This window comes from Streptomyces sp., assembly GCF_036524955.1.
GTDB lineage: Bacteria > Actinomycetota > Actinomycetes > Streptomycetales > Streptomycetaceae > Actinacidiphila.
On sequence record NZ_DATDBG010000065.1, the window covers coordinates 20,710 to 44,635 of the forward strand.

Annotated in this window: 22 protein-coding genes; 9 read left to right on the plus strand and 13 right to left on the minus strand. The window is 71.1% G+C overall.

The window, feature by feature from the left end; all coding sequences use genetic code 11:
• Positions 1-338: 338 nt before the first annotated feature.
• Positions 339-953: a pyridoxamine 5'-phosphate oxidase family protein gene (locus tag VIW71_RS05370; RefSeq protein WP_331620799.1), complete on the plus strand. Its 615-nt coding sequence runs from the start codon at positions 339-341 to the stop codon at positions 951-953.
• 62 nt (positions 954-1,015) lie between these two features.
• Here VIW71_RS05370 and dapD read toward each other — a convergent pair whose 3' ends face one another.
• The 9 genes from dapD to VIW71_RS05415 form a co-directional block, all read right to left on the minus strand.
• Positions 1,016-1,996, minus strand: coding sequence for a 2,3,4,5-tetrahydropyridine-2,6-dicarboxylate N-succinyltransferase (gene dapD, locus VIW71_RS05375; RefSeq protein WP_331620800.1), 981 nt, complete (start codon positions 1,994-1,996; stop codon positions 1,016-1,018).
• Between the two features lie 297 nt (positions 1,997-2,293).
• Positions 2,294-2,641: a metal-sulfur cluster assembly factor gene (locus VIW71_RS05380; protein ID WP_331620801.1), complete on the minus strand. Its 348-nt coding sequence runs from the start codon at positions 2,639-2,641 to the stop codon at positions 2,294-2,296.
• Positions 2,638-3,111 carry a Fe-S cluster assembly sulfur transfer protein SufU gene (gene sufU, locus VIW71_RS05385; RefSeq protein WP_331620802.1) on the minus strand — a complete coding sequence of 158 codons (474 nt, stop codon included), beginning with the start codon at positions 3,109-3,111 and terminating at the stop codon, positions 2,638-2,640. Before sufU ends, VIW71_RS05380 begins: the two co-directional genes overlap by 4 nt.
• A gap of 13 nt (positions 3,112-3,124) precedes the next feature.
• Positions 3,125-4,387 (minus strand): cysteine desulfurase, encoded by a 1,263-nt coding sequence (locus VIW71_RS05390; protein WP_331620817.1) that lies wholly within the window; start codon positions 4,385-4,387, stop codon positions 3,125-3,127.
• Positions 4,388-4,389: 2 nt separating this feature from the next.
• A complete protein-coding gene (sufC, locus tag VIW71_RS05395) occupies positions 4,390-5,154 on the minus strand; it encodes a Fe-S cluster assembly ATPase SufC (protein ID WP_331620803.1) in 765 nt (254 codons plus the stop codon).
• A 7-nt stretch (positions 5,155-5,161) separates the two neighbouring features.
• Positions 5,162-5,503, minus strand: coding sequence for a non-heme iron oxygenase ferredoxin subunit (locus VIW71_RS05400; protein WP_331620804.1), 342 nt, complete (start codon positions 5,501-5,503; stop codon positions 5,162-5,164).
• Positions 5,500-6,666, minus strand: a complete 1,167-nt coding sequence (gene sufD, locus VIW71_RS05405; protein WP_331620805.1) for a Fe-S cluster assembly protein SufD — start codon at positions 6,664-6,666, stop codon at positions 5,500-5,502. The genes VIW71_RS05400 and sufD overlap by 4 nt, the downstream gene beginning before the upstream one ends.
• A 108-nt stretch (positions 6,667-6,774) precedes the next feature.
• A complete protein-coding gene (sufB, locus tag VIW71_RS05410) occupies positions 6,775-8,196 on the minus strand; it encodes a Fe-S cluster assembly protein SufB (protein ID WP_331620806.1) in 1,422 nt (473 codons plus the stop codon).
• Positions 8,193-9,038 carry a helix-turn-helix transcriptional regulator gene (locus VIW71_RS05415; protein ID WP_331620807.1) on the minus strand — a complete coding sequence of 282 codons (846 nt, stop codon included), beginning with the start codon at positions 9,036-9,038 and terminating at the stop codon, positions 8,193-8,195. The genes sufB and VIW71_RS05415 overlap by 4 nt, the downstream gene beginning before the upstream one ends.
• Before the next feature lie 166 nt (positions 9,039-9,204).
• Between VIW71_RS05415 and VIW71_RS05420 the strand changes: the two genes are divergently transcribed.
• From VIW71_RS05420 to VIW71_RS05430, 3 genes are all read left to right on the plus strand, one after another.
• On the plus strand, positions 9,205-10,131 hold the full coding sequence (locus VIW71_RS05420; RefSeq protein ID WP_331620808.1) for an ABC transporter ATP-binding protein: 927 nt from the start codon (positions 9,205-9,207) through the stop codon (positions 10,129-10,131).
• Between the two features lie 259 nt (positions 10,132-10,390).
• Positions 10,391-11,107: an ABC transporter permease gene (locus VIW71_RS05425; protein ID WP_331620818.1), complete on the plus strand. Its 717-nt coding sequence runs from the start codon at positions 10,391-10,393 to the stop codon at positions 11,105-11,107.
• Positions 11,108-11,206: 99 nt separating this feature from the next.
• Positions 11,207-12,211: a COX15/CtaA family protein gene (locus VIW71_RS05430; RefSeq protein WP_331620809.1), complete on the plus strand. Its 1,005-nt coding sequence runs from the start codon at positions 11,207-11,209 to the stop codon at positions 12,209-12,211.
• Positions 12,212-12,238: 27 nt separating this feature from the next.
• Here VIW71_RS05430 and VIW71_RS05435 read toward each other — a convergent pair whose 3' ends face one another.
• Both VIW71_RS05435 and VIW71_RS05440 read right to left on the minus strand, forming a co-directional pair.
• Positions 12,239-12,616: a hypothetical protein gene (locus VIW71_RS05435; protein ID WP_331620810.1), complete on the minus strand. Its 378-nt coding sequence runs from the start codon at positions 12,614-12,616 to the stop codon at positions 12,239-12,241.
• A gap of 85 nt (positions 12,617-12,701) precedes the next feature.
• Positions 12,702-13,652, minus strand: coding sequence for a heme o synthase (locus VIW71_RS05440; RefSeq protein WP_331620819.1), 951 nt, complete (start codon positions 13,650-13,652; stop codon positions 12,702-12,704).
• Between the two features lie 352 nt (positions 13,653-14,004).
• Between VIW71_RS05440 and tkt the strand changes: the two genes are divergently transcribed.
• From tkt to pgl, 5 genes are read left to right on the plus strand one after another with little or no spacing between them, the layout of a single operon-like run.
• The gene (tkt, locus tag VIW71_RS05445; protein ID WP_331620811.1) at positions 14,005-16,107 is read left to right on the plus strand and encodes a transketolase; all 2,103 of its coding nucleotides are present in this window, start codon (positions 14,005-14,007) and stop codon (positions 16,105-16,107) included.
• Positions 16,108-16,140: 33 nt separating this feature from the next.
• A complete protein-coding gene (tal, locus tag VIW71_RS05450; protein ID WP_331620812.1) occupies positions 16,141-17,262 on the plus strand; it encodes a transaldolase in 1,122 nt (373 codons plus the stop codon).
• A gap of 1 nt (position 17,263) precedes the next feature.
• Positions 17,264-18,829: a glucose-6-phosphate dehydrogenase gene (gene zwf, locus VIW71_RS05455; RefSeq protein ID WP_331620813.1), complete on the plus strand. Its 1,566-nt coding sequence runs from the start codon at positions 17,264-17,266 to the stop codon at positions 18,827-18,829.
• On the plus strand, positions 18,826-19,917 hold the full coding sequence (gene opcA / locus VIW71_RS05460; RefSeq protein WP_331620814.1) for a glucose-6-phosphate dehydrogenase assembly protein OpcA: 1,092 nt from the start codon (positions 18,826-18,828) through the stop codon (positions 19,915-19,917). The genes zwf and opcA overlap by 4 nt, the downstream gene beginning before the upstream one ends.
• Positions 19,914-20,696: a 6-phosphogluconolactonase gene (gene pgl, locus VIW71_RS05465; protein ID WP_331620815.1), complete on the plus strand. Its 783-nt coding sequence runs from the start codon at positions 19,914-19,916 to the stop codon at positions 20,694-20,696. Before opcA ends, pgl begins: the two co-directional genes overlap by 4 nt.
• A gap of 458 nt (positions 20,697-21,154) precedes the next feature.
• Here the strand turns inward: pgl and pgi are convergent, their stop codons facing one another.
• On the minus strand, positions 21,155-22,804 hold the full coding sequence (pgi, locus tag VIW71_RS05470) for a glucose-6-phosphate isomerase (RefSeq protein WP_331620820.1): 1,650 nt from the start codon (positions 22,802-22,804) through the stop codon (positions 21,155-21,157).
• Between the two features lie 150 nt (positions 22,805-22,954).
• Positions 22,955-23,719: an SIS domain-containing protein gene (locus VIW71_RS05475; RefSeq protein ID WP_331620816.1), complete on the minus strand. Its 765-nt coding sequence runs from the start codon at positions 23,717-23,719 to the stop codon at positions 22,955-22,957.
• Between the last annotated feature and the right edge of the window lie 207 nt (positions 23,720-23,926).

Genomic DNA, 23,926 nt, shown 5'->3' on the forward strand with positions numbered 1-23,926 from the left:
CTACGCCCGCTGCGCCCACTGCGAGGGCGGCCCTCCGCCGTGCGATCGCACGCACCGGACACCGCGAGCCCCGCCCCGCGGGGGGACGGCGCTCTTTGTCAGACAAGCCCTGGTGCCGCGTCGGCCGCGTCGGCTGGGTTCTCAGGGTTTGCCCCGTCGCGCCCCCGGCACTGGACCTCGTGGCGCCGGCCCCACCGCCGGGCAGGCCCACGACGAGGCCGAACCGGCGCCCTGCGACGTACCGCTCCGGACGCCGCTCCTGCCGGGGCACACCCTGAGCGACGCGGCGCTAGAGTGTGCCCTTGCAAGGGAAACCGACGCCGGGGGGCGATGCGCGGATGCAGGAGATCACCGGCGAGGACGAACTGCGGGAACTGCTCGGCGAACCGACCCCGCAGGCCGCGGGCAAGGTGCGGCGGGAACTGGACGCGATAGACCGCGCCTGGCTGGCGGCGTCACCGTTCTGCCTGGTCGCGACGGCGGGAGCGGACGGTTCGTGCGACGTCTCGCCGAAAGGCGACCCGGCCGGGTTCACGCTCGTCCTCGACGACCGTACGATCGCCCTGCCCGAGCGTCCCGGGAACCGCCGGGCGGACGGCTTCCTGAACATCCTGGCCAACCCGCACGTCGGCCTCGTCTTCCTCATCCCCGGCCGTGGCGACACCCTCCGTGTCAACGGCCGGGCCCGCCTGCTGAGCGACGCGGACTTCTTCGACCGCATGGCGGTCAAGGGCCACCGGCCCAAGGTCGCCCTCCTCGTCGACATCGACGAGGTCTTCTTCCACTGTTCCAAGGCGTTCCTGCGCAGCGCCCTGTGGAACCCGGACCACTGGCACCCCGACGCCGCTCCCTCCCGCGCCCGCATCGCCCACGCCCAGGACCGCAAGGGCGAGCCGCTGGCGGATCTGGAGGAGTACTACGGCCCCTCGTACGCCGACCGCCTCTACGGCTGACGCCCCCGGACGGCGACCCCGGTGAGGGGGCGCCGCCGGGGAGGCGATCGCGTGACGCCGCGTCAGTTGTGCGCGTGCAGCACCTCGTTGAGGCCGCCCCACGAGCCCTTGCGCTGGAGCACCTCGACCTTGCCGGTGGTGGAGTTGCGGCGGAACAGGAGGTTGTCCGCGCCGGAGAGTTCGAGGGCCTTGACGATCTGGCCGTCGGGGAGGGTGACGCGGGTGCCGGCGGTGACGTAGAGGCCGGCCTCGATCACGCAGTCGTCGCCGAGCGCGATGCCCAGGCCCGACTCCGCGCCGAGCAGGCAGCGCTCGCCGACCGAGACGATCTGCGTACCGCCCCCCGACAGGGTGCCCATGATGGACGCGCCGCCGCCGATGTCGGAACCGTCACCGACGATGACGCCCTGCGAGATGCGGCCCTCGACCATGGAGGTGCCGAGCGTGCCGGCGTTGAAGTTGCAGAAACCCTCGTGCATGACGGTGGTGCCTGCGGCCAGGTGGGCGCCGAGGCGTACCCGGTCGGCGTCGGCGATCCGGACACCGGCCGGGACGACGTAATCGGTCATGCGGGGGAACTTGTCGACGCCGTACACCGAGAGGTGCAGGCCCTCGGCGCGGGCGGCGAGCCGGGTCTCCTCGATCCGGCCGGCCGGCACCGGGCCGAGCGAGGTCCAGGCGACGTTGGCCAGCAGGCCGAAGACGCCGTCGAGGTTCTGGCCGTGGGGGCGGACCAGGCGGTGGCTGAGCAGGTGCAGCCGCAGGTAGACGTCGTGGGTGTCGAGCGGCTTGTCCTCGATGGACGCGATGGCGGTACGGACCGCCACGACCTCGACGCCGCGGCGCGGGTCGGGGCCGAGCGCCTTGGGGGCGGCGCTGCCCAGTGCCGCCGCGGCCTGCTCCGCGGTCAGCCGCTCGGTGCCCGCGGGGCCCGGCTCCGCGACGAGTTCCGGGGCGGGGTACCAGGTGTCGAGGACGGTGCCGTCGTCTGCGACGGTCGCGAGGCCGAAGGCGAGGGCGCCGGTGGGGCGGGAGTCGTTCATGCCAGCACGCTAACGCTTTGCCGCCCGGGGTGCGCAATCGGCTCGGCATGCGGAATGCGGGCTACCGCCGTCCGTGACGTGCGGGTCTTCCCAGTTTCCGGGGAGCCGCCACCCGCGCGGTGCGGCTCCTCCCTCGTCCGGCCGCCCTCCCAAACCGATGGCCACCCCGTACTCACGGGGTGGCCATCCGGTGCTCGGAGCGCGGCGCAACCGCGGCGCGCTCGGACGTCGAAGCCGGCTCAGGCGCCCGAAGCGCCGCTCAGGAGTCGAAGCACGGCCCAGGCGCGGAAGCCCGGCTCAGACGTTGAAGCCGAGCGCCCGCAACTGCTCGCGGCCGTCGTCGGTGATCTTCTCCGGGCCCCACGGCGGCATCCAGACCCAGTTGATCTTCAGGTCGTTGACGATGCCCTCGGTGGCGGACTTGGCCTGTTCCTCGATGACGTCGGTGAGGGGGCAGGCGGCCGAGGTGAGGGTCATGTCGAGGGTGGCGACGTTGGTGTCGTCGATGTGGATGCCGTAGATGAGGCCGAGGTTGACGACGTCGATGCCGAGTTCGGGGTCGACGACGTCGTACAGCGCCTCGCGGAGCTCTTCCTCGGAGGCCGGCTTGAGGGCCGTCCCCTGATTCCCAGCGGTGTCGGTCATGCGGTCTCCTTTGCAGGGGTGACGGCGGGGCCGGACAGCGCCTGGGCGGTCGCGTCCTTCCACGCCATCCAGCTCAGCAGTGCGCACTTGACGCGCGCGGGGTACTTGGAGACGCCGGCGAACGCGACCGCGTCCTCCAGCACCTCCTCCATCGCGTCGTCCGGCTCGATACGGCCCTTGGACTGCATCAGTTCCAGGAACACCTCCTGGATCTTTTGCGCCTCGGCCACCTCCTTGCCGACCAGCAGGTCGTTCAGCACCGAGGCACTGGCCTGGCTGATGGAACAGCCCTGGCCCTCGTAGGAGATGTCACCGATGACGCTGCCGTCCATCCGCACCCGCAGGGTGATCTCGTCACCGCAGGTGGGATTGACGTGGTGCACCTCCGCCTGGCCGTCCCGCAGGCCTCGCCCGTGGGGGTGCTTGTAGTGGTCCAGGATCACGTCCTGGTACATCGAGTCGAGCTTCACAGCAGCACCACCATCAGCCGAAGAAGTTCCGTACCTGCTCCAGACCCTCGACCAGGGCGTCGACCTCGGCCGGGGTGGAGTACAGATAGAAGGACGCTCGCGTCGTCGCGGGAATTCCGTACCGCAGGCAGACCGGCCGCGCGCAGTGGTGGCCGACGCGCACGGCGATGCCCTGTTCGTCCAGGACCTGGCCGACGTCGTGCGGGTGGATGTCGCCGAGGGTGAAGGAGATCGCGGCGCCGCGGTCCTCACCGGTGGCGGGGCCGATGATCCGCAGGGACGGGACCTCCAGCAGGCGGCCGACCGCGTACTCGGTGATCGCGTGCTCGTGGGCGGCGACCTTGTCCATGCCGATCGCGGTCAGGTAGTCCACCGCCGCGCCGAGGCCGATGGCCTGGGCGATCGGCGGGGTGCCGGCCTCGAACTTGTGCGGCGCGGGCGCGTACGTGGAGGAGTGCATCGAGACGGTCTCGATCATCTCGCCGCCGCCGAGAAAGGGCGGCAGGTCCTCCAGCAGCTCCTGGCGGCCCCACAGCACGCCGATGCCGGTCGGGCCGAGCATCTTGTGGCCGGTGAAGGCCACGAAGTCGGCGCCGAGCGCCTGCACGTCGAGCACCATGTGCGGGGCGGCCTGCGAGGCGTCCACCAGGACCAGCGCGCCGACGTCCTGGGCGCGGCGGACTATCGCCTCGACCCGGTTGACGGTGCCCAGGATGTTGGACACCAGCACGAAGGAGACGATCTTGGTCTTCTCGGTGATGACCTGCTCGATGTCGGACAGGTCGAGCCGGCCGTCGTCGGTCAGGCCGAACCATTTCAGCTTGGCACCGGTGCGCTGCGACAGGAGCTGCCACGGCACGATGTTGGAGTGGTGCTCCATCTCGGTGATGACGATCTCGGTGTCGCGGTCCACCCGGTAGGGCTCGTCGGCCCAGCCGAGCATGTTCGCCACCAGGTTCAGCGACTCGGAGGCGTTCTTGGTGAAGATCACCTCGTCGCGGCTGGGCGCGTTGATGAACGCGGCCACCTTGTCGCGGGCGCCCTCGTACAGCGCGGTGGCCTCCTCGGCGAGCGTGTGCACGCCGCGGTGGACGTTGGCGTTGTGCCGCTCGTAGTAGCCGGCGAGCGTGTCGAGCACCTGGCGGGGCTTCTGCGAGGTCGCCGCGTTGTCCAGGTAGACCAGCTTGCGGCCGTCGTGGACCAGGCGGTCCAGGACGGGGAAGTCCTTGCGGATCGCCTCGGTGTCGAGGAGGCCGGGCAGCACCCGACCGGTGATTGTCACGCGGAAGCGCCACCCTTCACGTAGGACTCGTAGCCCTCGTCCTCCAGCTTGTCCGCCAGTTCGGCGCCGCCGGACTCGGCGATCCGGCCGTTCGCGAAGACATGCACGAAGTCGGGCTTGATGTAACGCAGGATGCGCGTGTAGTGGGTGATCAGCAGGGTACCGACCTCGCCGGACTCGCGGACCCGGTTGACGCCCTCGGAGACGACGCGCAGCGCGTCCACGTCGAGGCCGGAGTCGGTCTCGTCCAGGATCGCGATCTTCGGCTTGAGCAGTTCCAGCTGGAGGATCTCGTGGCGCTTCTTCTCGCCGCCGGAGAATCCCTCGTTGACGTTGCGCTCGGCGAAGGCGGGGTCCATCTGCAGCCGTTCCATGGTCTCCTTGACCTCCTTCACCCAGGTGCGCAGCTTCGGGGCCTCGCCGCGGATCGCGGTGGCCGAGGTGCGCAGGAAGTTGGAGACGGAGACGCCGGGGATCTCGACCGGGTACTGCATGGCCAGGAAGACGCCGGCCCTGGCCCGCTCGTCCACGGTCATGGCCAGGACGTCCTCGCCGTCGAGGGTGACGGTGCCGCCGGTGACCGTGTACTTGGGGTGGCCCGCGAGGGAGTACGCGAGGGTGGACTTGCCGGAGCCGTTGGGGCCCATGATGGCGTGGGTCTCGCCCTGCCGCACGGTCAGGTCGACCCCGCGCAGGATCTCGCGGGGGCCGTTCTCGGCCTCGACGGTGACGCGCAGGTCGTGGATTTCAAGCGTTGCCATGGGTGACTCAGGACTCCTGGGTGACGGAGACGAGCACGTCGTCCCCAACGATCTTGACGGGGTATACGGGGATCGGCTGCGTGGCGGGCAGTCCGGACGGCTTGCCGGTACGCAGGTCGAAGCGCGAGCCGTGGAGCCAGCACTCGATCTGGCAGTCCTCCACCTCGCCCTCGGAGAGCGAGACGTTGGCGTGCGAGCAGATGTCGTGGACGGCGAACACCTCGCCGGCGGCCCGGACCACGGAGATCGGCACGCCGTCCACCTCGACCCGGAGCGGCATGTCCTCCTCCAGCTCGCTCAGCGCGCAGACGCGGACGAAGCCGTCGGTGCTCTCGGTGGCGCTGGTCATCCGACAGACCCCAGTTCGGCGTCGATCTTCGCCATCAGCCGCTCCTCGACGTCGGCCAGGCCGATCTGCTGGACCAGCTCGCCGAAGAAGCCGCGGACCACCAGGCGGCGGGCCTCGTCGGCGGGGATGCCGCGGGACTGGAGGTAGAAGAGCTGCTCGTCCTCGAAGCGGCCGGTCGCCGAGGCGTGGCCGGCGCCGACGATCTCGCCGGTCTCGATCTCCAGGTTCGGCACCGAGTCGACCCGGGCGCCGTCGGTGAGCACGAGGTTGCGGTTGAGCTCGTAGGTGTCGGTGCCCTCGGCGGCGGCACGGATGAGTACGTCGCCGATCCACACCGCGTGCGCGTCCCGGCCCTGCAACGCGCCTTTGTACGCCACGTTGGAGCGGCAGTGCGGGGTGTCGTGGTCGATGAAGAGCCGGTGCTCCTGGTGCTGGCCACGGTCGGTGAAGTACAGGCCGAACAGTTCGGCCTCGCCGCCCGGAGCGCCGTAGACCACCCGCGGGTGCAGCCGTACGAGATCGCCGCCGAAGGTGACGACCACCGACTTGAAGGTGGCGTCCCGGCCGACCAGCGCGGTGTGCTGCGCGACGTGGACGGCGGTGTCGTCCCAGTCCTGTACGGAGACGACGGTGAGCTTGGCGCCGTCGCCGACCAGGTACTCCACGTTGGCGGCGAGGGTGCCGTCGCCGGTGTGGTCGATGACCACCACGGCCTCGGCGAAGGCGCCGATCTCCACGATCTGGTGGCCGTAGACCGTGCCGCCACCGCCGTGCACGGAGATCCGTACCGGCTCGGTGAGCACCGTGTCCTTGGGGATGCTGACCACGGACGCCTTCTCGAAGGAGCTGAACGCCTGGGCGGCGACCCGGTCGACGGGCTTGCCGGCCTTGCCGACCCGGGGGTCGGTGCGGTCCACGGTCTGCGTGGTGACGCCCTCCGGCGCTGTCACCTCGACCCGCAGACCGCCGGTGGCCTCCGCGGTGCCGTCGTGCAGCCCGCGCAGCCGCTCCAGCGGAGTGAAGCGCCACTCCTCCTCGCGGCCGTGGGGCACCGGGAAGTCGGCCACGTCGTAGGACGGGGCCGCGCTGACCCGGGCGTCGGTGGGCTGGCCCACCGTGATGGCGCCCTCGGTGGTGGCGCCGGCGGGCGTGTTCTCTGCCATCGCTTGTCGTAGCTGCTTTCTGGTCGGTACGTCGTCGCTGGTCAGTGGCGGGGCCGGGGCTGGTGCACGGGGCCGGCCACGGGGGCCGGCCCGATCAGTGGTGCCCGGTCAGCCCACCGCGCCTTCCATCTGGAGCTCGATCAGCCGGTTGAGTTCCAGCGCGTACTCCATCGGCAGTTCCTTGGCGATCGGCTCCACGAAGCCGCGCACGATCATGGCCATCGCCTCGAACTCGGTCATGCCGCGGCTCATCAGGTAGAAGAGCTGGTCCTCGGAGACCTTGGAGACGGTCGCCTCGTGGCCCATGGACACGTCGTCCTCGCGCACGTCCACGTACGGGTACGTGTCGGAGCGGGAGATGGTGTCCACCAGCAGCGCGTCGCACAGCACGTTGGACTTCGCGCCGGAGGAGCCCTCGCCGATCTCGATCAGACCACGGTACGAGGTACGGCCGCCACCGCGCGCCACCGACTTGGAGACGATGTTGGACGACGTGTTCGGCGCCATGTGCACCATCTTGGCACCGGCGTCCTGGTGCTGGCCCTCGCCCGCGAAGGCGATGGACAGCGTCTCGCCCTTGGCGTGCTCGCCCATCAGGTAGACGGCCGGGTACTTCATGGTGACCTTGGAGCCGATGTTGCCGTCGACCCACTCCATGGTCGCGCCCTCGTAGGCCACGGCGCGCTTGGTGACCAGGTTGTAGACGTTGTTCGACCAGTTCTGGATGGTCGTGTAGCGGCAGCGGCCGCCCTTCTTCACGATGATCTCGACGACCGCGGAGTGCAGCGAGTCCGACTTGTAGATCGGCGCGGTGCAGCCCTCGACGTAGTGGACGTAGGCGTCCTCGTCGACGATGATCAGGGTCCGCTCGAACTGGCCCATGTTCTCGGTGTTGATCCGGAAGTAGGCCTGGAGCGGGATCTCCACGTGCACGCCCTTCGGCACGTAGATGAAGGAGCCGCCGGACCACACGGCCGTGTTCAGCGAGGCGAACTTGTTGTCGCCGGCCGGGATGACCGTGCCGAAGTACTCCTGGAACAGCTCGGGGTGCTCCTTGAGCGCGGTGTCGGTGTCCAGGAAGATGACGCCCTGTTCCTCCAGGTCCTCGCGGATCTGGTGGTAGACGACCTCCGACTCGTACTGCGCGGCGACACCGGCCACCAGGCGCTGCTTCTCCGCCTCGGGGATGCCGAGCTTGTCGTAGGTGTTCCTGATGTCCTCGGGCAGGTCCTCCCAGGTCTCGGCCTGCTTCTCGGTGGACCGCACGAAGTACTTGATGTTGTCGAAGTCGATACCGCTCAGGTCGGAGCCCCAGGTCGGCATGGGCTTCTTGCCGAACAGCCGCAGGCCCTTCAGCCGCAGCTTCAGCATCCACTCCGGTTCCGACTTCTTCGCGGAGATGTCGCGGACGACATCCTCGGAGAGGCCGCGCCGGGCGGCGGCACCCGCCACGTCGGAGTCGGCCCAGCCGTATTCGTACGTACCGAGGCCTTCGAGCTCCGGGTGAGTGGTCTGCGTGGGAGCAGTCATGCGGGGTTCCTCCCGGATGTGCTGACTGGTGCTGATGCTTGGGTGGTCTGGGATGGTGCGGGGCTACGGCTGGGCTGTTGTGCTGCTGCGCGGCCGGGCTCCGGTGGCCGGGCCGGTGGGGGCTCGTGCGGCTGGTGCGGCTGCGGCGCCCGGGGGATGAAGGTGGTGCAGACCCCGTCGCCGTGCGCGATGGTGGCCAGCCGCTGGACGTGCGTCCCGAGCAGACGGGAGAAGACCTCGGCCTCCGCCTCGCAGAGCTGCGGGAACTGCTCGGCGATGTGCGCCACCGGGCAGTGGTGCTGGCAGAGCTGCTCGCCGGCCGGTCCCGGGGCGCTCCGCGTGGTAGCAGCGTACCCGTCGGCCGACAGGGCCCGGGCAAGTGCCTGGGCGCGGTCCTCGGGGGCCGCCTCGTCCACGATCGCCCGGTACCGCTCGGCCTGGGTGGCGACCCGGGCGCGGGCGAACGCGGAGACCGCGGCCTGCCCGTCCTCGCCGCCACCGGCGGACTCCGCTATCCAGCGCAGGGCGTCCGCGGCGAGCTGGTCGTACGCCTGGTCGAACGCGTCCCGGCCGCAGTCGGTGAGCGCGAAGACCTTGGCCGGCCGACCCCGTCCACGGCTGCCGTAGACCCGCTGCTCGCGGGGCTCCACGACGTTCTCCGTGACGAGGGCGTCCAGGTGGCGGCGGACCGCGGCCTGGGTCAGGCCCAGTCGCTCGGCCAGGTCGGCGGCGGTGGAGGGCCCGTGGTCCAGGACGGACCGGGCGACCCGGTTGCGGGTGCGCCGCTCCCCGGTCGTCTGCTCCTCCGCCGCCCGCTGGACGGCACCACCGACGTTTTTCACAAGCCCATTGTTGCGTAATTCCGCAGGACCGGGCAAGCGCCGTTGATCGACACGACGGTGGCCTGCGTCACTTAGGGTGACCTAAGCCGTGCTGCGTTCTGGCCGTTCGCTCCGCATCCCCGCCCTGCCGCCCCCGCTGCCGGTGCCGCTCCCTACACTCGTCCGCATGGGAATCGAGCCCGCGGTCGAGGTGACCGGTCTGGTCAAGCGGTACGGGGCCAGGACCGCGGTGGACGGCCTCGATCTGGCGGTGCCGGCCGGCCGCGTCACCGCCGTGCTCGGCCCCAACGGCGCCGGCAAGACCACCACCATCGAGGTCTGCGAGGGGTACCGGCGGCCCGACGGCGGCTCGGCCCGGGTCCTCGGCCTCGACCCGGTCACCCAGGCGTCGGCGCTGCGGCCCCGGATCGGCGTGATGCTCCAGTCGGGTGGCGTCTACCCGGGCGCCTACGCCGAGGAGATGCTGCGGCACACCGCGGCGCTCTACGCCAACCCGGTCGATCCGGCGCGGCTGATCGAGCGGCTGGGCCTGCAGTCCTGCGGCCGCACGGCCTACCGCCGGCTCTCCGGCGGCCAGCAGCAACGGCTCGCCCTCGCCATGGCCGTGGTCGGCCGCCCCGAACTGGTCTTCCTCGACGAGCCCACCGCGGGCCTCGACCCGCAGGCCCGCCACGCGACCTGGGACCTGGTACGGGAGCTGCGCGCGGACGGCGTCACGGTCGTCCTTACCACGCACTTCATGGACGAGGCCGAGCAACTGGCCGACCAGGTGGTGATCATCGACGGCGGGCGGTCGATAGCCACCGGCACCCCGGAGGAGCTGTGCCGCGGCGGCGCCGAGAACACCCTGCGGTTCTCCGGCCGCCCGAGCCTCGACCTCGCCTCACTGCTGAAGGCACTGCCCGCGGACACGGTCGCCGCCGAGCTGACCCCGGGCGTCTACCGCATCGAGGGCAAGATCGACCCGCAACTGCTGGCCACCGTCACCTCCTGGTGCGCCCAGCACGGCGTCATGCCCGACCACCTCGCGGTGGAGCGGCGCACCCTGGAGGACGTGTTCCTTGAGCTGACCGGCAGGGAGCTGCGCGGATGAACGACAGCCGCACCGGAGGCAACCGGGGGTACGGGGGCCGCCCCCCCGGAAGACAACAGCCTTGAGCTGACCGGCAGGGAGCCGCGCGGATGAACGACAGCCACGCAGGAAGCAACCGGGGGTACGGGGGCCGCCCCCCGGAAGACAACAGCCTCGAACCGACCACCAGGGAGCCGCGCGGGTGAGCGTTACGACGACGGACACCGCGCACGCGGCCGGGGCCTTCGCGCCGGCCGCGGGGGCGGCCCCGCTGCCGGGGATGATCCGTGCGCAGGCGGCGCTGGAGACCCGGATGCTGCTGCGCAACGGGGAGCAGTTGCTGCTCACCGTGGTGATCCCGGCGCTGCTGCTCACTCTGTTCAGCACGGTGGACATCGTGGACACCGGCAGGGGCGAGGCGGTGGACTTCCTCGCCCCGGGCGTGCTCGCCTTGTCCGTACTGTCCACCGCGTTCACCGGGCAGGCCATCGCGACCGGCTTCGAGCGGCGGTACGGCGTACTGAAGCGGCTCGGCGCCTCGCCGCTGCCGCGGTGGGCGCTGATGACCGCGAAGACCTGCTCGGTGCTGGTCACCGAGATACTCCAGATCGCGCTGCTGACGGTGATCGCCTTCGCGCTCGGCTGGTCGCCGCACGGCAACCCGCTCACCGTGGTGCTGCTGCTCCTGCTGGGCACCGCTGCTTTTTCCGGCCTCGGGCTGCTGATGGCGGGCACCTTGAAGGCGGAGGCGACGCTGGCCGCCGCGAACCTGGTGTTCCTGCTGCTGCTGGTCGGCGGCGGAGTGATCGTCCCGATGGACAAGTTCTCCGGTGGGGTGCGGTCGGCGCTGGAGCTGCTGCCGATCTCGGCGCTCTCCGACGGCCTGCGCGACGTGCTCCAGCACGGCGCGGGCGTGCCCTGGGCGGACCTCGGCGTTCTCGCGGTGTGGGCGGTGGTGGGGCTGGCCGCCGCCGCGCGCTTCTTCCGCTGGGAGTGAGCCGCACGTCCTGCGCCGGGAGATGAGCCGCACGGCGCGGCGGCCGGGCACCCGTACCCCTCGTGAAACCGTGCACAAGGCGGCGCCTACCATGGGCCCGTGCCCAAGCTGCCGGAAATCGCGCGAAACCCCTTCGCCCATCTCGCCGCCCGCTGGACGCCCGCACCGGTGACCGTCCGCCGCGCGACGCTCGCGTCGCTGGTCATGTCGGTGGTGATCGTGGTCACCGGCGGCGCGGTCCGGCTCACCGGCTCGGGCCTCGGCTGCCCCACCTGGCCGACCTGCGAGGGCGACAGCCTGCTGGGCACCAACGAAATGGGCATCCATCACACGATCGAGCTCGGCAACCGGATGCTGACGTACGTGCTGTGCGCCGCCGTCGGCTGGGCGATCGTCGCGGTGCGGGCGCGGGCACCGTTCCGGCACGGCCTGTACCGGCTGGCGTGGGCGCAGTTCTGGGTGGTGGCGGCCAACGCGGTGTGGGGCGGGGTCGCGGTCCTGACCAACCTCAACCCCTACGTCGTCTCCACCCACTTCCTGCTGTCCGCCGCGCTGATCACCGTCGCCGTGCTGACCTGGCACCGCGCCGGTGAGGGTGACGCTCCCCCGCGTCCGCTGGTCCCCAGGCCGGTACGGCAGCTCGGCCAGGCGCTGACCGCGACGAGCGGGGCTTTGATCGCGGTCGGCACCCTGGTGACCGGCTCCGGGCCGCACCCGGGCGACTCGCGCGACGTCCGCCGCATCCCGTTCGACTGGGAGGCGGTCTCACAGCTCCACGCCGACCTGGCGTGGGTGGTGGTGGCACTGACGGCCGCGCTCTGGTTCGTGCTGCGCGCGGTGGACGCGCCGTCCGGGCCGCGGGCCCGGACCCGGGACCTGTTCCTGGTGCTGCTGTCCCAGGGCGTCATCGGCTACGTCCAGTACTTCACCGGACTGCCCACCGTGCTGGTCGGCCTGCACATGCTCGGTGCGGCGCTGATCTGGATCGCGGTACTGCGGGTGGTGCTGTCGATGAGGGAACGCCCCGTGGCCGAGCCGGGCGCGGTGCCGCAGTCGGCGTCGGGGGCCCACTCGTCCGTCGCCCCGGCCCCTGCCAGGCCCTGACGGCGCCCCGCGCGCGAAGGCCGCCCGTCAGCGGCGGGTCCGGCCACCGATCTGGATGCCGGCCATCCGGGACCACTCGTAGGAGCCGGTACGCATCTTCGCCGCCAGCTCGCCGTCCAGGGTCTCGTGGACGGTGACGCCCGCACGGTCGGCCGCCGCCCGGGCGACGGCGTACGTCGGCGCCACGAGATCGCCCCAGGCCCCGTCCGCCGCGACGAGCACGATACGGGTGCCCCGCTCGCCGATGTACGCGAGGCTCGCCTCGGCGCCGCCCCCGTGGTGCCTGGCGAAGGCACCGATCTGCCGGGCCAGCCGGGCGGCCCGGCGCTCGGCGCGGGCGGCTTCCTTGCGGGCTGCGGCGGCCTCGGGCTCTTCGGGAGTGTCCGCGCGGGTGCTCTCTGCCATACCCCGATACTACCCGCCGGTAATCATCCGGGAAAGGCACCGCCCCGCAGGCCGGCCGGGACGTACCCGCTCTTCCCGGAAGGATTCAGCGCAGGAACGGGTCGATCGCGACCGCCACGAACAACAGCGTCGCGTACGTGATCGACCAGTGGAACAGCCGCATCTCCTTGAGCTTGGCGCCCGTGATGCCGGCTCTGGCGCGGGCGTGCAGGCCGTGCGCCTCCTTGAGCCAGAACCCGCCGAGCACGGCGGCGACCACCGGGTAGAACCAGGAGGTCTCGCCGAGCGGCCACCACAGGGCGAGCGAGGTCAGCACCATCACCCAGCTGTAGAAGACGATCTGCCGGGCGACCACCTGGTTGCCGGCGACCACCGGCAGCATCGGTACGCCGACCCGCTCGTAGTCGTCCTTGACCTTCATCGACAGCGGCCAGTAGTGCGGCGGCGTCCAGAAGAAGAGGACGAGGAAGAGGACGAAGGGCGCCCAGGCCAGCTCGTTGCGCACCGCCGACCAGCCGATGAAGACCTGGAGGCAGCCCGCGACCCCGCCCCACACGATGTTCTGTGCGGTGCGCCGCTTCAGCCCGAGGGTGTAGACGAAGACGTAATAGAGGATGGCGGTCAGCGACAGGGCCGCCGAGAGCGGGTTGACCAGCGCCCAGAACCAGACGGTGGAGACCACCGAAAGCGTGACGCCGAAGACCAGCCCCTCGCGGGGCGAGACCATCCCGGTGACCAGCGGGCGCTGCTCGGTGCGGTGCATCAGCGCGTCGATGTCGCGGTCGATGTACATGTTGAGCGCGTTCGCACCGCCGGCCGACAGATAGCCGCCGACCACCGTGGCCACCACCAGCCACAGGTCGGGCACACCGCCGGCCGCCAGGAACATCACCGGGACCGTCGTGATGAGCAGCAGTTCGATGATGCGCGGCTTGGTCAGTGCCACGAACCCCATGACCCGGGCCCGCAGCGGCCGGTGATCTGAGCCCGCCCCGAGGACCCCAGCGGGTCGGGTTTCGACGGCCGTCACGAACACCCCAAGAGAGATGAAGTCCAGCAAGCACCGGTCGCCGGCGGATCGGCGGGGCCCAGTGAGGCTTGCGCGTACCACGCCACTCTAGAGGTAGGGAATACCCGGCCTTCGCCGGGGGTCTTCTCGTCGCGGGCGTGTCCGGGCGTGCCTGCGGTGCCCGGGCGTGCCCGTGCGGGGAGTGGCCACGCGGGGGCCGGACCGGTTCACCGTGTGTTCACTTCGCCCGGTGGGCGAAGAGGCCGGCGCCGGGGGAGCATCGAAAGGTGCACCCGGCAACGGAGGTAGGCTCGGCAGCGCCCGGGTAGGCATCACGCCACCGGCGCTTTCAATATGTGGAGAGGAGCCCTGACCCAGGGTGAGCAAGCAGCCGACCACAACAGACCTTGAGTGGACCGATCTGGACCGGCGGGCCGTCGACACCGCTCGTGTCCTGGCCATGGATTCCGTGCAGAAGGTCGGCAACGGCCATCCAGGCACGGCGATGAGCCTGGCGCCGGCCGCGTACACCCTCTTCCAGAAGGTGATGCGGCACGACCCGGCGGATGCCGGCTGGACCGGCCGTGACCGGTTCGTGCTGTCCGCGGGTCACTCGTCCCTGACCCTCTACATCCAGCTCTACCTGGCCGGGTTCGGGCTGGAGCTGAGCGATCTGGAGTCGTTCCGCACCTGGGGCTCGAAGACCCCGGGTCACCCGGAGTACGGGCACACCACCGGTGTGGAGACCACGACGGGACCGCTCGGCCAGGGTGTGGCCAACGCGGTCGGGATGGCGATGGCGGCCCGCTACGAGCGCGGCCTGTTCGACCCCGACGCCGCCCCCGGCGAGAGCCCGTTCGACCACCACGTCTTCGTGATAGCCGGTGACGGGTGCCTGCAGGAGGGCATCTCCGCGGAGGCCTCCTCGCTGGCCGGACACCAGAGGCTCGGCAGCCTGGTGCTGCTGTGGGACGACAACCACATCTCCATCGAGGGCGACACCGAGACGGCGATCTCCGAGGACACGGTCAAGCGTTACGAGGCGTACGGCTGGCACGTCCAGCGCGTCGAGCCGCTGGAGAACGGCGACCTGGACCCGCACGCGCTGTACGCCGCGATCGAGGCCGCCAAGGCGGTCACCGACCGGCCGTCGTTCATCGCGATGCGCTCGATCATCGCCTGGCCGGCGCCGAACGCGCAGAACACCGAGGCCGCGCACGGCTCGGCGCTCGGCGCCGAGGAGGTCGCCGCCACCAAGCGGGTGCTCGGCTTCGACCCGGAGAAGTCCTTCGAGGTCTCCGACGAGGTGATCGCGCACACCCGTGAGGCGCTGGACCGCGGGCGTGAGGCGCGGGCGAAGTGGGAGAAGCAGCTCGCCGCGTGGCGCACCGCCAACGCCGAGCACGCCGCGGTCTTCGACCGTGTCGACGCGGGCGAACTGCCCGCCGGCTGGGAGGACAAGCTCCCGGTGTTCGAGGCCGGAGCGTCGCTGGCGACCCGGGCCGCGTCGGGGAAGGTCCTGGAGGCGCTGGGTGCGGTGATCCCGGAGCTGTGGGGCGGTTCGGCGGACCTGGCCGGGTCGAACAACACCACGATCGACAAGAACTCCTCGTTCCTGCCCACCGGGAACCCGCTGCCGGAAGCGGACCCGTACGGCCGCACGATCCACTTCGGTATCCGCGAGCACTCCATGGCCGCGGAGATGAACGGCATCACGCTGCACGGCAACACCCGTGTCTACGGCGGCACGTTCCTGGTCTTCTCCGACTACATGCGCAACGCGGTGCGGCTGTCCGCGCTGATGCACCTGCCGGTGACCTACGTGTGGACGCACGACTCGATCGGTCTGGGCGAGGACGGCCCCACCCACCAGCCCGTGGAGCACCTGGCCTCGCTGCGGGCGATTCCGGGGCTGAACGTGGTCCGGCCGGCGGACGCCAACGAGACCGCGATCGCCTGGCGGGAGATTCTGCGGCGCTGGACGAAGGAGTTCGGCAAGGGCGCCCCGCACGGTCTGGCGCTGACCCGGCAGGGCGTGCCGACCTACGAGCGCAACGAGGACGCGGCCCGCGGCGGGTACGTGCTGTTCGAGGCGGAGCTTCCCGACGGGACGACCGCCCGGCCGCAGGTCATTCTCATCGGTACCGGTTCCGAGGTGCAGCTCGCCGTCGCCGCCCGCGAGGAACTGCAGGCCGCCGGCGTGCCGACCCGGGTGGTGTCGATGCCGTCGGTGGAGTGGTTCGAGGAGCAGGACCGGGACTACCGCGACGGTGTGCTGCCGCCGTCGGTGAGGGCGCGGGTCGCTGTCGAGGCCGGGATCGGCCTGACCTGGCACCGCTTCGTCGGCGACGCCGGGCGCATCGTCTCCCTGGAGCACTTCGGCGCCTCGGCCGACGCCAAGGTCCTCTTCCGCGAGTTCGGCTTCACCGCGGAAGCCGTCGCCGCCGCGGCCCGGGAATCTCTCGACGCTGTTGATCGCTGACGCAGGTAACGACTAGTAGGAGATGCAATCCCCATGACAGACGCACTGAAGCGCCTTTCCGACGAGGGCGTGGCGATCTGGCTGGACGACCTGTCGCGCAAGCGCATCACGTCCGGCAACCTGGCCGAGCTCATCGACCAGCAGCATGTGGTGGGTGTCACCACCAACCCGTCGATCTTCCAGAAGGCGATCTCCGAGGGCGACGGCTACGACAGCCAGCTCGACGACCTCGCGGCGCGCCGGCTGACCGTCGAGGAGGCGCTGCGGATGATCACCACGGCGGACGTCCGCGACGCCGCCGACATCCTGCGCCCGGTGTTCGACGCCACCGACCACCAGGACGGCCGGGTCTCCATCGAGGTCGACCCGCGGCTCGCCCACGAGACCAAGGCGACCGTCGCCGAGGCCAAGCAGCTCGCCTGGCTGGTGGACCGGCCGAACACGCTGATCAAGATCCCGGCGACCAAGGCGGGCCTGCCCGCGATCACCCAGGTCATCGGCCGCGGCATCAGCGTCAACGTCACACTGATCTTCTCCCTCGACCGCTACCGCGCGGTCATGGACGCGTACCTGTCCGGTCTGGAGAAGGCCAAGGCGGCCGGGCTCGACCTGTCGGAGATCCACTCCGTGGCGTCGTTCTTCGTCTCCCGGGTGGACACCGAGGTCGACAAGCGCCTGGAGAAGATCGGCACCGACGAGGCCAAGACGCTCAAGGGCAAGGCCGCGGTCGCCAACGCGCGGCTGGCCTACCAGGCGTACGAGGAGGTCTTCTCCTCCACGCGCTGGGAGGCGCTGGAGAAGGCCGGCGCCAACAAGCAGCGCCCGCTGTGGGCCTCCACCGGCGTGAAGGACCCGGCCTACCCGGACACCCTCTACGTCACCGAGCTGGTCGCGCCGAACACGGTCAACACCATGCCGGAGGCCACGCTGGAGGCCACCGCGGACCACGGCCAGATCAGCGGCGACACCGTACGCGGCACCTACGAGCAGGCCAGGGCCGACCTCGACGCCCTGGAGGCGGTCGGTGTGTCGTACGACGACATCGTCCAGGTCCTGGAGGACGAGGGCGTCGCGAAGTTCGAGGCCTCCTGGAACGAGCTGCTGGAGTCGACCAAGGCGGAACTCGAACGGCTTGCCCCCTCCTCGGAGGCCTGAGGTGACCACCGAGACACCCACCTCGCCGGACGCGGCGGGGACCGCGGCACCGGTCAACCCGCTGCGGGACCCGCTGGACCGGCGGCTGCCGCGTATCGCCGGGCCGTCCGGCCTGGTCATCTTCGGTGTGACGGGCGACCTGTCCCGCAAGAAGCTGATGCCGGCGGTGTACGACCTGGCCAACCGCGGTCTGCTGCCGCCGGGTTTCGCGCTGGTCGGCTTCGCCCGTCGCGACTGGGCGGACGAGGACTTCGCGCAGGAGGTGCACGACGCGGTCAAGGAGCACGCGCGCACACCGTTCCGCGAGGAGGTCTGGCAGCAGCTCGCCGAGGGGATGCGCTTCGTGCCCGGCGAGTTCAACGACGACACGGCGTTCGAGACGCTGAAGTCGACCATCGAGGGCCTGGACAAGGCGCGGGGTACCGGCGGCAACTTCGCCTTCTACCTCTCCGTACCGCCGAAGTTCTTCCCCAACGTGGTGCAGCAGCTGAAGAAGCACGGTCTGTCGCAGGGCAGCGGCGAGTCGTGGCGGCGCGCGGTGATCGAGAAGCCGTTCGGCCACGACCTGACCAGTGCCCAGCAGCTCAACCGGATCGTGCACGAGGTCTTCCCGCCCAACGAGGTCTTCCGCATCGACCACTACCTGGGCAAGGAGACGGTGCAGAACATCCTGGCGCTGAGGTTCGCCAACACGATGTTCGAGCCGATCTGGAACCGCTCCTACGTGGACCACGTGCAGATCACCATGGCCGAGGACATCGGCATCGGCGGTCGTGCCGGGTACTACGACGGGATCGGCGCCGCGCGCGACGTCATCCAGAACCACCTGCTGCAACTGCTCGCGCTGACCGCCATGGAGGAGCCCGGCTCCTTCCACCCCAAGGCGCTCACCGCGGAGAAGCTGAAGGTGCTGGGCGCGGTCGTCCTCCCCGACGATCTGGGCAAGCACACCGTGCGCGGGCAGTACGCGCACGCCTGGCAGGGCGGCGAGGAGGTGCTCGGCTACCTGGAGGAGGAGGGCATCGACCCCAAGTCCAAGACCGACACCTACGCGGCCGTCAAGCTGGAGATCAACAACCGCCGCTGGGCGGGCGTGCCGTTCTACCTGCGCACCGGCAAGCGGCTGGGCCGCCGGGTCACCGAGATCGCGGTGGTGTTCAAGCGGGCCCCGTATCTGCCGTTCGAATCCGGCGCGACCGAGGAGCTGGGCGAGAACGCCCTGGTCATCCGGGTGCAGCCGGACGAGGGCGTCACGGTCCGCTTCGGGTCCAAGGTGCCCGGCACCTCGATGGAGGTCCGGGACGTCACGATGGACTTCGCCTACGGCGAGTCCTTCACCGAGTCCAGCCCGGAGGCGTACGAGCGGCTCATCCTCGATGTGCTGCTCGGCGACGCCAACCTCTTCCCCCGCCACCAGGAGGTCGAGCTGTCCTGGAACATCCTCGACCCGATCGAGGCCTACTGGGACAAGCACGGCAAGCCCGCGCAGTACGCCTCCGGCACGTGGGGACCGGCCGAGGCGGACGAGATGCTCGCACGAGACGGCAGGAGCTGGCGCCGGCCATGAAAATCGATCTGACGGACACCACCTCATCGCGGATCAACGCCGGGCTGATCGAGGCGCGGCGGGCCATCGGCACTCCGGCCGTCGGCATGGTGCTGACCCTGGTCGTCGTGACCGACGAGGGCAGTGCGTACGACGCGCTGAAGGCCGCGAACGAGGCGTCCCGCGAGCACCCCTCGCGGATCATCGCCGTCATCAAGCGGCCCGGGCGCTCGCCGCGGGACCGGGCCTCGGCCCGGCTCGACGCGGAGGTCATGGTGGGTGCGGAGGCGGGCACCGGCGAGACGGTGGTCCTGCGGATGCACGGTGAACTGGCCGCCCACGCCGAGTCGGTGGTCCTGCCGCTGCTGCTGCCGGACGCCCCGGTGGTCGTCTGGTGGCCGGAGGACGGCCCGGACAACCCGGCTCTGGACCCGCTGGGCCGGCTCGGGCAGCGCCGGATCACCGACGCCGCGGCGGCGGAGGACCCGGTGGCCGCCCTCGGGCTGCGGGCCGACACGTACGCGCCGGGCGACACCGACCTGGCGTGGACCCGGATCACCCCGTGGCGCTCGATGCTCGCCGCGGCGCTGGACCAGAAGCACTCCGAGATCCAGTCGGCGTCGGTGCAGGGCGAGGCGTACAACCCGAGTACGGAGCTGCTCGCCCTGTGGCTGGCGGACCGGCTCGGGGTGCCGGTGGAGCGCAAGGTCTCCGGCGGTCCCGGCATCACCGGGGCGCGGCTGACCACGCCGGACGGCGACATCTGCCTGGACCGGCCGGACGGGGTGCTCGCAGAGCTGGCGATGCCCGGCCAGCCCGACCGGCATGTCGCGCTCAAGCGGCGGGAGACCTCGGAGCTGATCGCGGAGGAGCTGCGGCGGCTCGACCCGGACGACACCTACCGTGCGACCGTGCGGTTCGGTATCAAGCACCTGGTCACCCACGCCGCCGCGGAAGCGTCGCCTGACCCCGAGCCGGCCGCGAAGAAGGCGACTCCCTCGGCGAGGAAGACGGCCGCGGCCTCCGCGGCGAAGGCGGCGGCCGAGTCCGGAGCGGGCAAGTCCGGTTCCGGGGCGGCGGGCTCCGGGAAGGCGGCGAGCCCGTCGTGAGTACGCCGCAGGTGGTCGTCCACCGCGACAAGGAACTGATGGCGCGCGCCGCGGCGGCCCGGCTGATCACGAAGATCGTGGACGCCCAGGCCGCCCGGGGCACCGCCGACGTGGTGCTCACCGGTGGACGCAACGGCAACGCGCTGCTGGCCGCGCTCGCGGAGTCCCCCGCGCGGGACGCCGTGGACTGGGCGCGGCTGGATCTGTGGTGGGGTGACGAAAGGTTTCTTCCGGAGGGCGACCCGGAGCGCAACATCACCCAGGCGCGTGAGGCCCTGCTGGACGCGGTACCCGTGGACCCGGCTCGGGTCCACGCGATGCCCGCGTCCGGCGGGGAGTACGGCTCCGACGCGGACGCCGCGGCTGCGGCCTACGCGGCGGAACTGGCGGCTGCGGCCGGGCCCGAGGACCACGGCGCGGTACCGTCCTTCGACGTCCTGATGCTCGGGGTGGGGCCGGACACGCACGTCGCCTCGCTCTTCCCGGAGCACCCGGGCGTCCGGGAGACCGCACGAACGGTGGTCGGCGTCCACGGCGCTCCCAAGCCGCCGCCGACCCGTGTCTCCCTCACGCTCCCCGCGATCCGCGCGGCCCGCGAGGTGTGGCTGCTCGCCGCCGGGGAGGACAAGGCGGGTGCGGTCGCGGTGGCCCTGTCGGCCCCGGGCGAGCTCCAGGCCCCCGCGTCCGGTGCGTACGGGCGGGCCCGCACGCTGTGGTTGCTGGACCGGGCGGCGGCGGCCAAGCTTCCTCCGCAGTTGTATCCATCTGCGTCGTCGTAACCGGCCCCGGCCCCGAGCCGCGCCCGGGCGCCACCGGGCCACGCCGTCGTGACTCCTCACCGTCACGACGGCGCCCGGGGTCCCGGCCCTCGGGTGCGGGAGACTCCCCTGTTCACCCGAACCGCAGCCCACGCCACCGGACACCCCTCACGGCTCCTCACCACCGCGGCAGCCCGGGGCCCCGGCCTCCAGCAGCCGCGGGGGCGGGAGCACTACCCCCACTCACCCGAACCGCAGCCCACGCCACCGGACACCACCCTCACGGCTCCTCACCATCACAGCGGCAGCCCGGGGCCGCGGCGCCCGACGCCCCCCGGGCGCGGGTGCGGGAGGCAGTTCCCGTGTGCAGGGGCCGGGGACCTGTCCCCGGCCCCTCGGCTTTCCGCCGCAGCGGCGATCAGCCGGCCCGGCGATGCCGGGCGCGGCTCGGACGACCCACGTCAGCGGCCCCGCAGGGATCAGCGGCCGCGCAGGGCGCGGTACTTGGCGACCAGGGATGTTGTGCTCGGGTCGAGGCCGGGGATGTCGGCGCCCTCGGTGAGGGCGGGTTCGACGCGCTTGGCGAGGACCTTGCCGAGTTCGACGCCCCACTGGTCGAAGGAGTCGATGTTCCAGATCGCGCCCTGGACGAAGACCTTGTGCTCGTAGAGGGCGATCAGCTGGCCCAGGACCGACGGACTCAGCTCGGCGGCAAGAATGGTCGTCGTGGGGCGGTTGCCCCGGAAGGTCTTGTGGGCGACCAGCTCCTCCGGGACACCTTCGGCGCGCACCTCCTCCGGGGTCTTGCCGAAGGCCAGCGCCTGGGTCTGCGCGAAGAAGTTCGCCATCAGCAGGTCGTGCTGCCCGGCCTGCGGGCCGAGTTCGTCGACCGGCCGGGCGAACCCGATGAAGTCCGCCGGAATCAGCTTCGTGCCCTGATGCAGCAGCTGGTAGTACGCGTGCTGCCCGTTCGTGCCGGGCGTGCCCCACACCACCGGCCCGCTCTGCCAGGTGACGGGCTTGCCCTCACGGTCCACGGACTTGCCGTTCGACTCCATGTCCAACTGCTGCAAGTACGCCGTGAACCGGCTCAGGTAATGGCTGTACGGCAGCACCGCATGCGCCTGCGCGTCATGGAAATTGCCGTACCAGACACCCAGCAGGCCCAGCAGCAACGGCACGTTCTCCTCCGGCGGCGCGGTACGGAAATGCTCGTCCACCAGGTGGAAGCCCGCCAGCATCTCCCGGAAGTGCAAGGGGCCGATCGCCACCATCAACGAGAGACCGATCGCGGAGTCGTACGAATAGCGCCCGCCGACCCAGTCCCAGAACTCGAACATGTTCTGGGTGTCGATGCCGAACTCGGCGACCTTCTCCGCGTTGGTGGACACCGCCACGAAGTGCTTGGCCACCGCCTCCTCGCCGGCGCCGAGCTCACCGAGCAGCCACTGCCGGGCGGAGGTGGCGTTGGTGATGGTCTCGATCGTGGTGAAGGTCTTCGAGGCGACGATGAACAGCGTCTCGGCCGCGTCCAGGTCCCGTACCGCCTCGTGCAGGTCGGCGCCGTCCACGTTGGACACGAAGCGGAAGGCCAACTCCCGGGCGGTGTAGGCGCGCAACGCCTCATACGCCATCGCGGGGCCCAGGTCCGAGCCGCCGATGCCGATGTTGACGATGTTCCTGATGCGCTTGCCGGTGTGGCCGGTCCACTCCCCCGAGCGGACGCGGTCCGTGAAGACCGTCATCTTGTTCAGCACGGCGTGCACGGCCGGCACGACGTCCTGCCCGTCGACGGTGATCACCGCGGATCGCGGCGCGCGCAGCGCGATGTGCAGTGCCGGCCGGTCCTCGGTGACGTTGATCCGCTCACCGCGGAACATCGCGTCCCGCAGCTCGAACACCCCGGTCGCGGCCGCCAGTTCGCGGAGCAGCCCGAGCGTCTCGTCGGTCACCAGCTGCTTGGAGTAGTCCAGATGGAGATCGCCGACCTGGACGGTGTACCGGCCGGCCCGCTCGGGGTCGCGCGCGAACAGGTCCCGCAGGTGGGTGTCGGCCAGCTCCTCGCGGTGCTTGGCGAGCGCGTGCCATTCGGGGCGCCGGTCGAGCCTGGTGGAGGCATGCGCATTCATTTCGGACATCAGTCCACTTCTCCTCGTTCTCGCTGCCCCACCAAACTAATTGATGGCGCTCCGTAACGAGGTTCCTGGCCCCCCACTCCGGCGCGCGCCGGACCGGAAAGGGTGTCAGCGGCAGGTGGGGGCCGGACGGGAGGGGCGGGTTCAGAAGCCGCCGCGGTGCAGCCGTCCGGCGTAGTGCTGCTCCAGTACGGCATTGCGCTCGTGGCCGCCGGGGAGGTTCGCCGAGACGTAGACCGGCGCTTGCCCGCCCTCGGCGGTGAGCAGTCCCACGGCCTCGGCGACGACCATCTGCACGAGCATCGCGGAGGTGATGGTGGAGACGCCGCACAGGGCGCCACCGCCGGGCAGCGGCAGCAGCGCGTCGCCCGCGGGGGCGCAGTTGTCGAGCACGGCGTCGGCGAGGTCGGCGAGATGCTTGCCGCTGGCGTGCAGGGCGGGCACGGCGCGGGTGTGGGTGAGCGAGGTGAGGGCGACCAGGGGGTGGCCGGCTTCCTTGACGTGCAGGGCCATGTCCACGACCGAGTTGTTGACCCCGGAGTTGGAGACGATGACGAAGAGGTCCTGCGGGCGCGGGCCGGCCAGCTCGTACAGCCGCCCGGCCAGGCCCGGCGAGCGCTCCAGCAGCGGGTCGCTCAGTACGGAGCGGTCCTCGCCGCCGCGCAGCACCAGGTCCGACAGCCCGATCCGGTTGGTCGGGATCAGCCCCCCGGCCCGTCCGACGATCTCCAGCACGGTGGCCTGCGAGTGACCCGTGCCGAAGCCGTGGATCACCCCGTCCGCGGCGACGCAGTCCGCGAACAGCCGCCCTGCCGCCGCCACGGAGTCCTTGTTCGCCCCGATGGCCCGCTCCACCGCCGCACGCCCCTCCTCGGCGAACCTCGCGGCACTGATCCGTCCTCCGGCCATGTCGGGTCCCCTTCGCGCACGTCGTCGATCTTCGGTGATCCGACCAACCCGATGACGACCCGATGAAACAGCGAGCCAAGTCGGTCGTCAAGGACGTACGGTTCCCCACGTGCTCCGGGCCGGGCCCGGCCGGGGCGACGGCGAGCCCACCGAGCGCCGCCCCCCCGCCCGCGCGCGGCGACCGGCACGGCCTGCGCGATCGCCGCC

What these genes read in the sequence shown, in the direction of transcription:
- VIW71_RS05370 (WP_331620799.1), top strand. Translation starts at nt 339, where the DNA reads ATGCAGGAGATCACCGGCGAGGACGAACTGCGGGAACTGCTCGGCGAA.
- dapD (WP_331620800.1), bottom strand. Translation starts at nt 1,996, where the DNA reads ATGAACGACTCCCGCCCCACCGGCGCCCTCGCCTTCGGCCTCGCGACC.
- VIW71_RS05380 (WP_331620801.1), bottom strand. Translation starts at nt 2,641, where the DNA reads ATGACCGACACCGCTGGGAATCAGGGGACGGCCCTCAAGCCGGCCTCC.
- sufC (WP_331620803.1), bottom strand. Translation starts at nt 5,154, where the DNA reads ATGGCAACGCTTGAAATCCACGACCTGCGCGTCACCGTCGAGGCCGAG.
- VIW71_RS05400 (WP_331620804.1), bottom strand. Translation starts at nt 5,503, where the DNA reads ATGACCAGCGCCACCGAGAGCACCGACGGCTTCGTCCGCGTCTGCGCG.
- sufD (WP_331620805.1), bottom strand. Translation starts at nt 6,666, where the DNA reads ATGGCAGAGAACACGCCCGCCGGCGCCACCACCGAGGGCGCCATCACG.
- sufB (WP_331620806.1), bottom strand. Translation starts at nt 8,196, where the DNA reads ATGACTGCTCCCACGCAGACCACTCACCCGGAGCTCGAAGGCCTCGGT.
- VIW71_RS05420 (WP_331620808.1), top strand. Translation starts at nt 9,205, where the DNA reads ATGGGAATCGAGCCCGCGGTCGAGGTGACCGGTCTGGTCAAGCGGTAC.
- VIW71_RS05425 (WP_331620818.1), top strand. Translation starts at nt 10,391, where the DNA reads ATGATCCGTGCGCAGGCGGCGCTGGAGACCCGGATGCTGCTGCGCAAC.
- VIW71_RS05435 (WP_331620810.1), bottom strand. Translation starts at nt 12,616, where the DNA reads ATGGCAGAGAGCACCCGCGCGGACACTCCCGAAGAGCCCGAGGCCGCC.
- tal (WP_331620812.1), top strand. Translation starts at nt 16,141, where the DNA reads ATGACAGACGCACTGAAGCGCCTTTCCGACGAGGGCGTGGCGATCTGG.
- opcA (WP_331620814.1), top strand. Translation starts at nt 18,826, where the DNA reads ATGAAAATCGATCTGACGGACACCACCTCATCGCGGATCAACGCCGGG.
- pgi (WP_331620820.1), bottom strand. Translation starts at nt 22,804, where the DNA reads ATGAATGCGCATGCCTCCACCAGGCTCGACCGGCGCCCCGAATGGCAC.
- VIW71_RS05475 (WP_331620816.1), bottom strand. Translation starts at nt 23,719, where the DNA reads ATGGCCGGAGGACGGATCAGTGCCGCGAGGTTCGCCGAGGAGGGGCGT.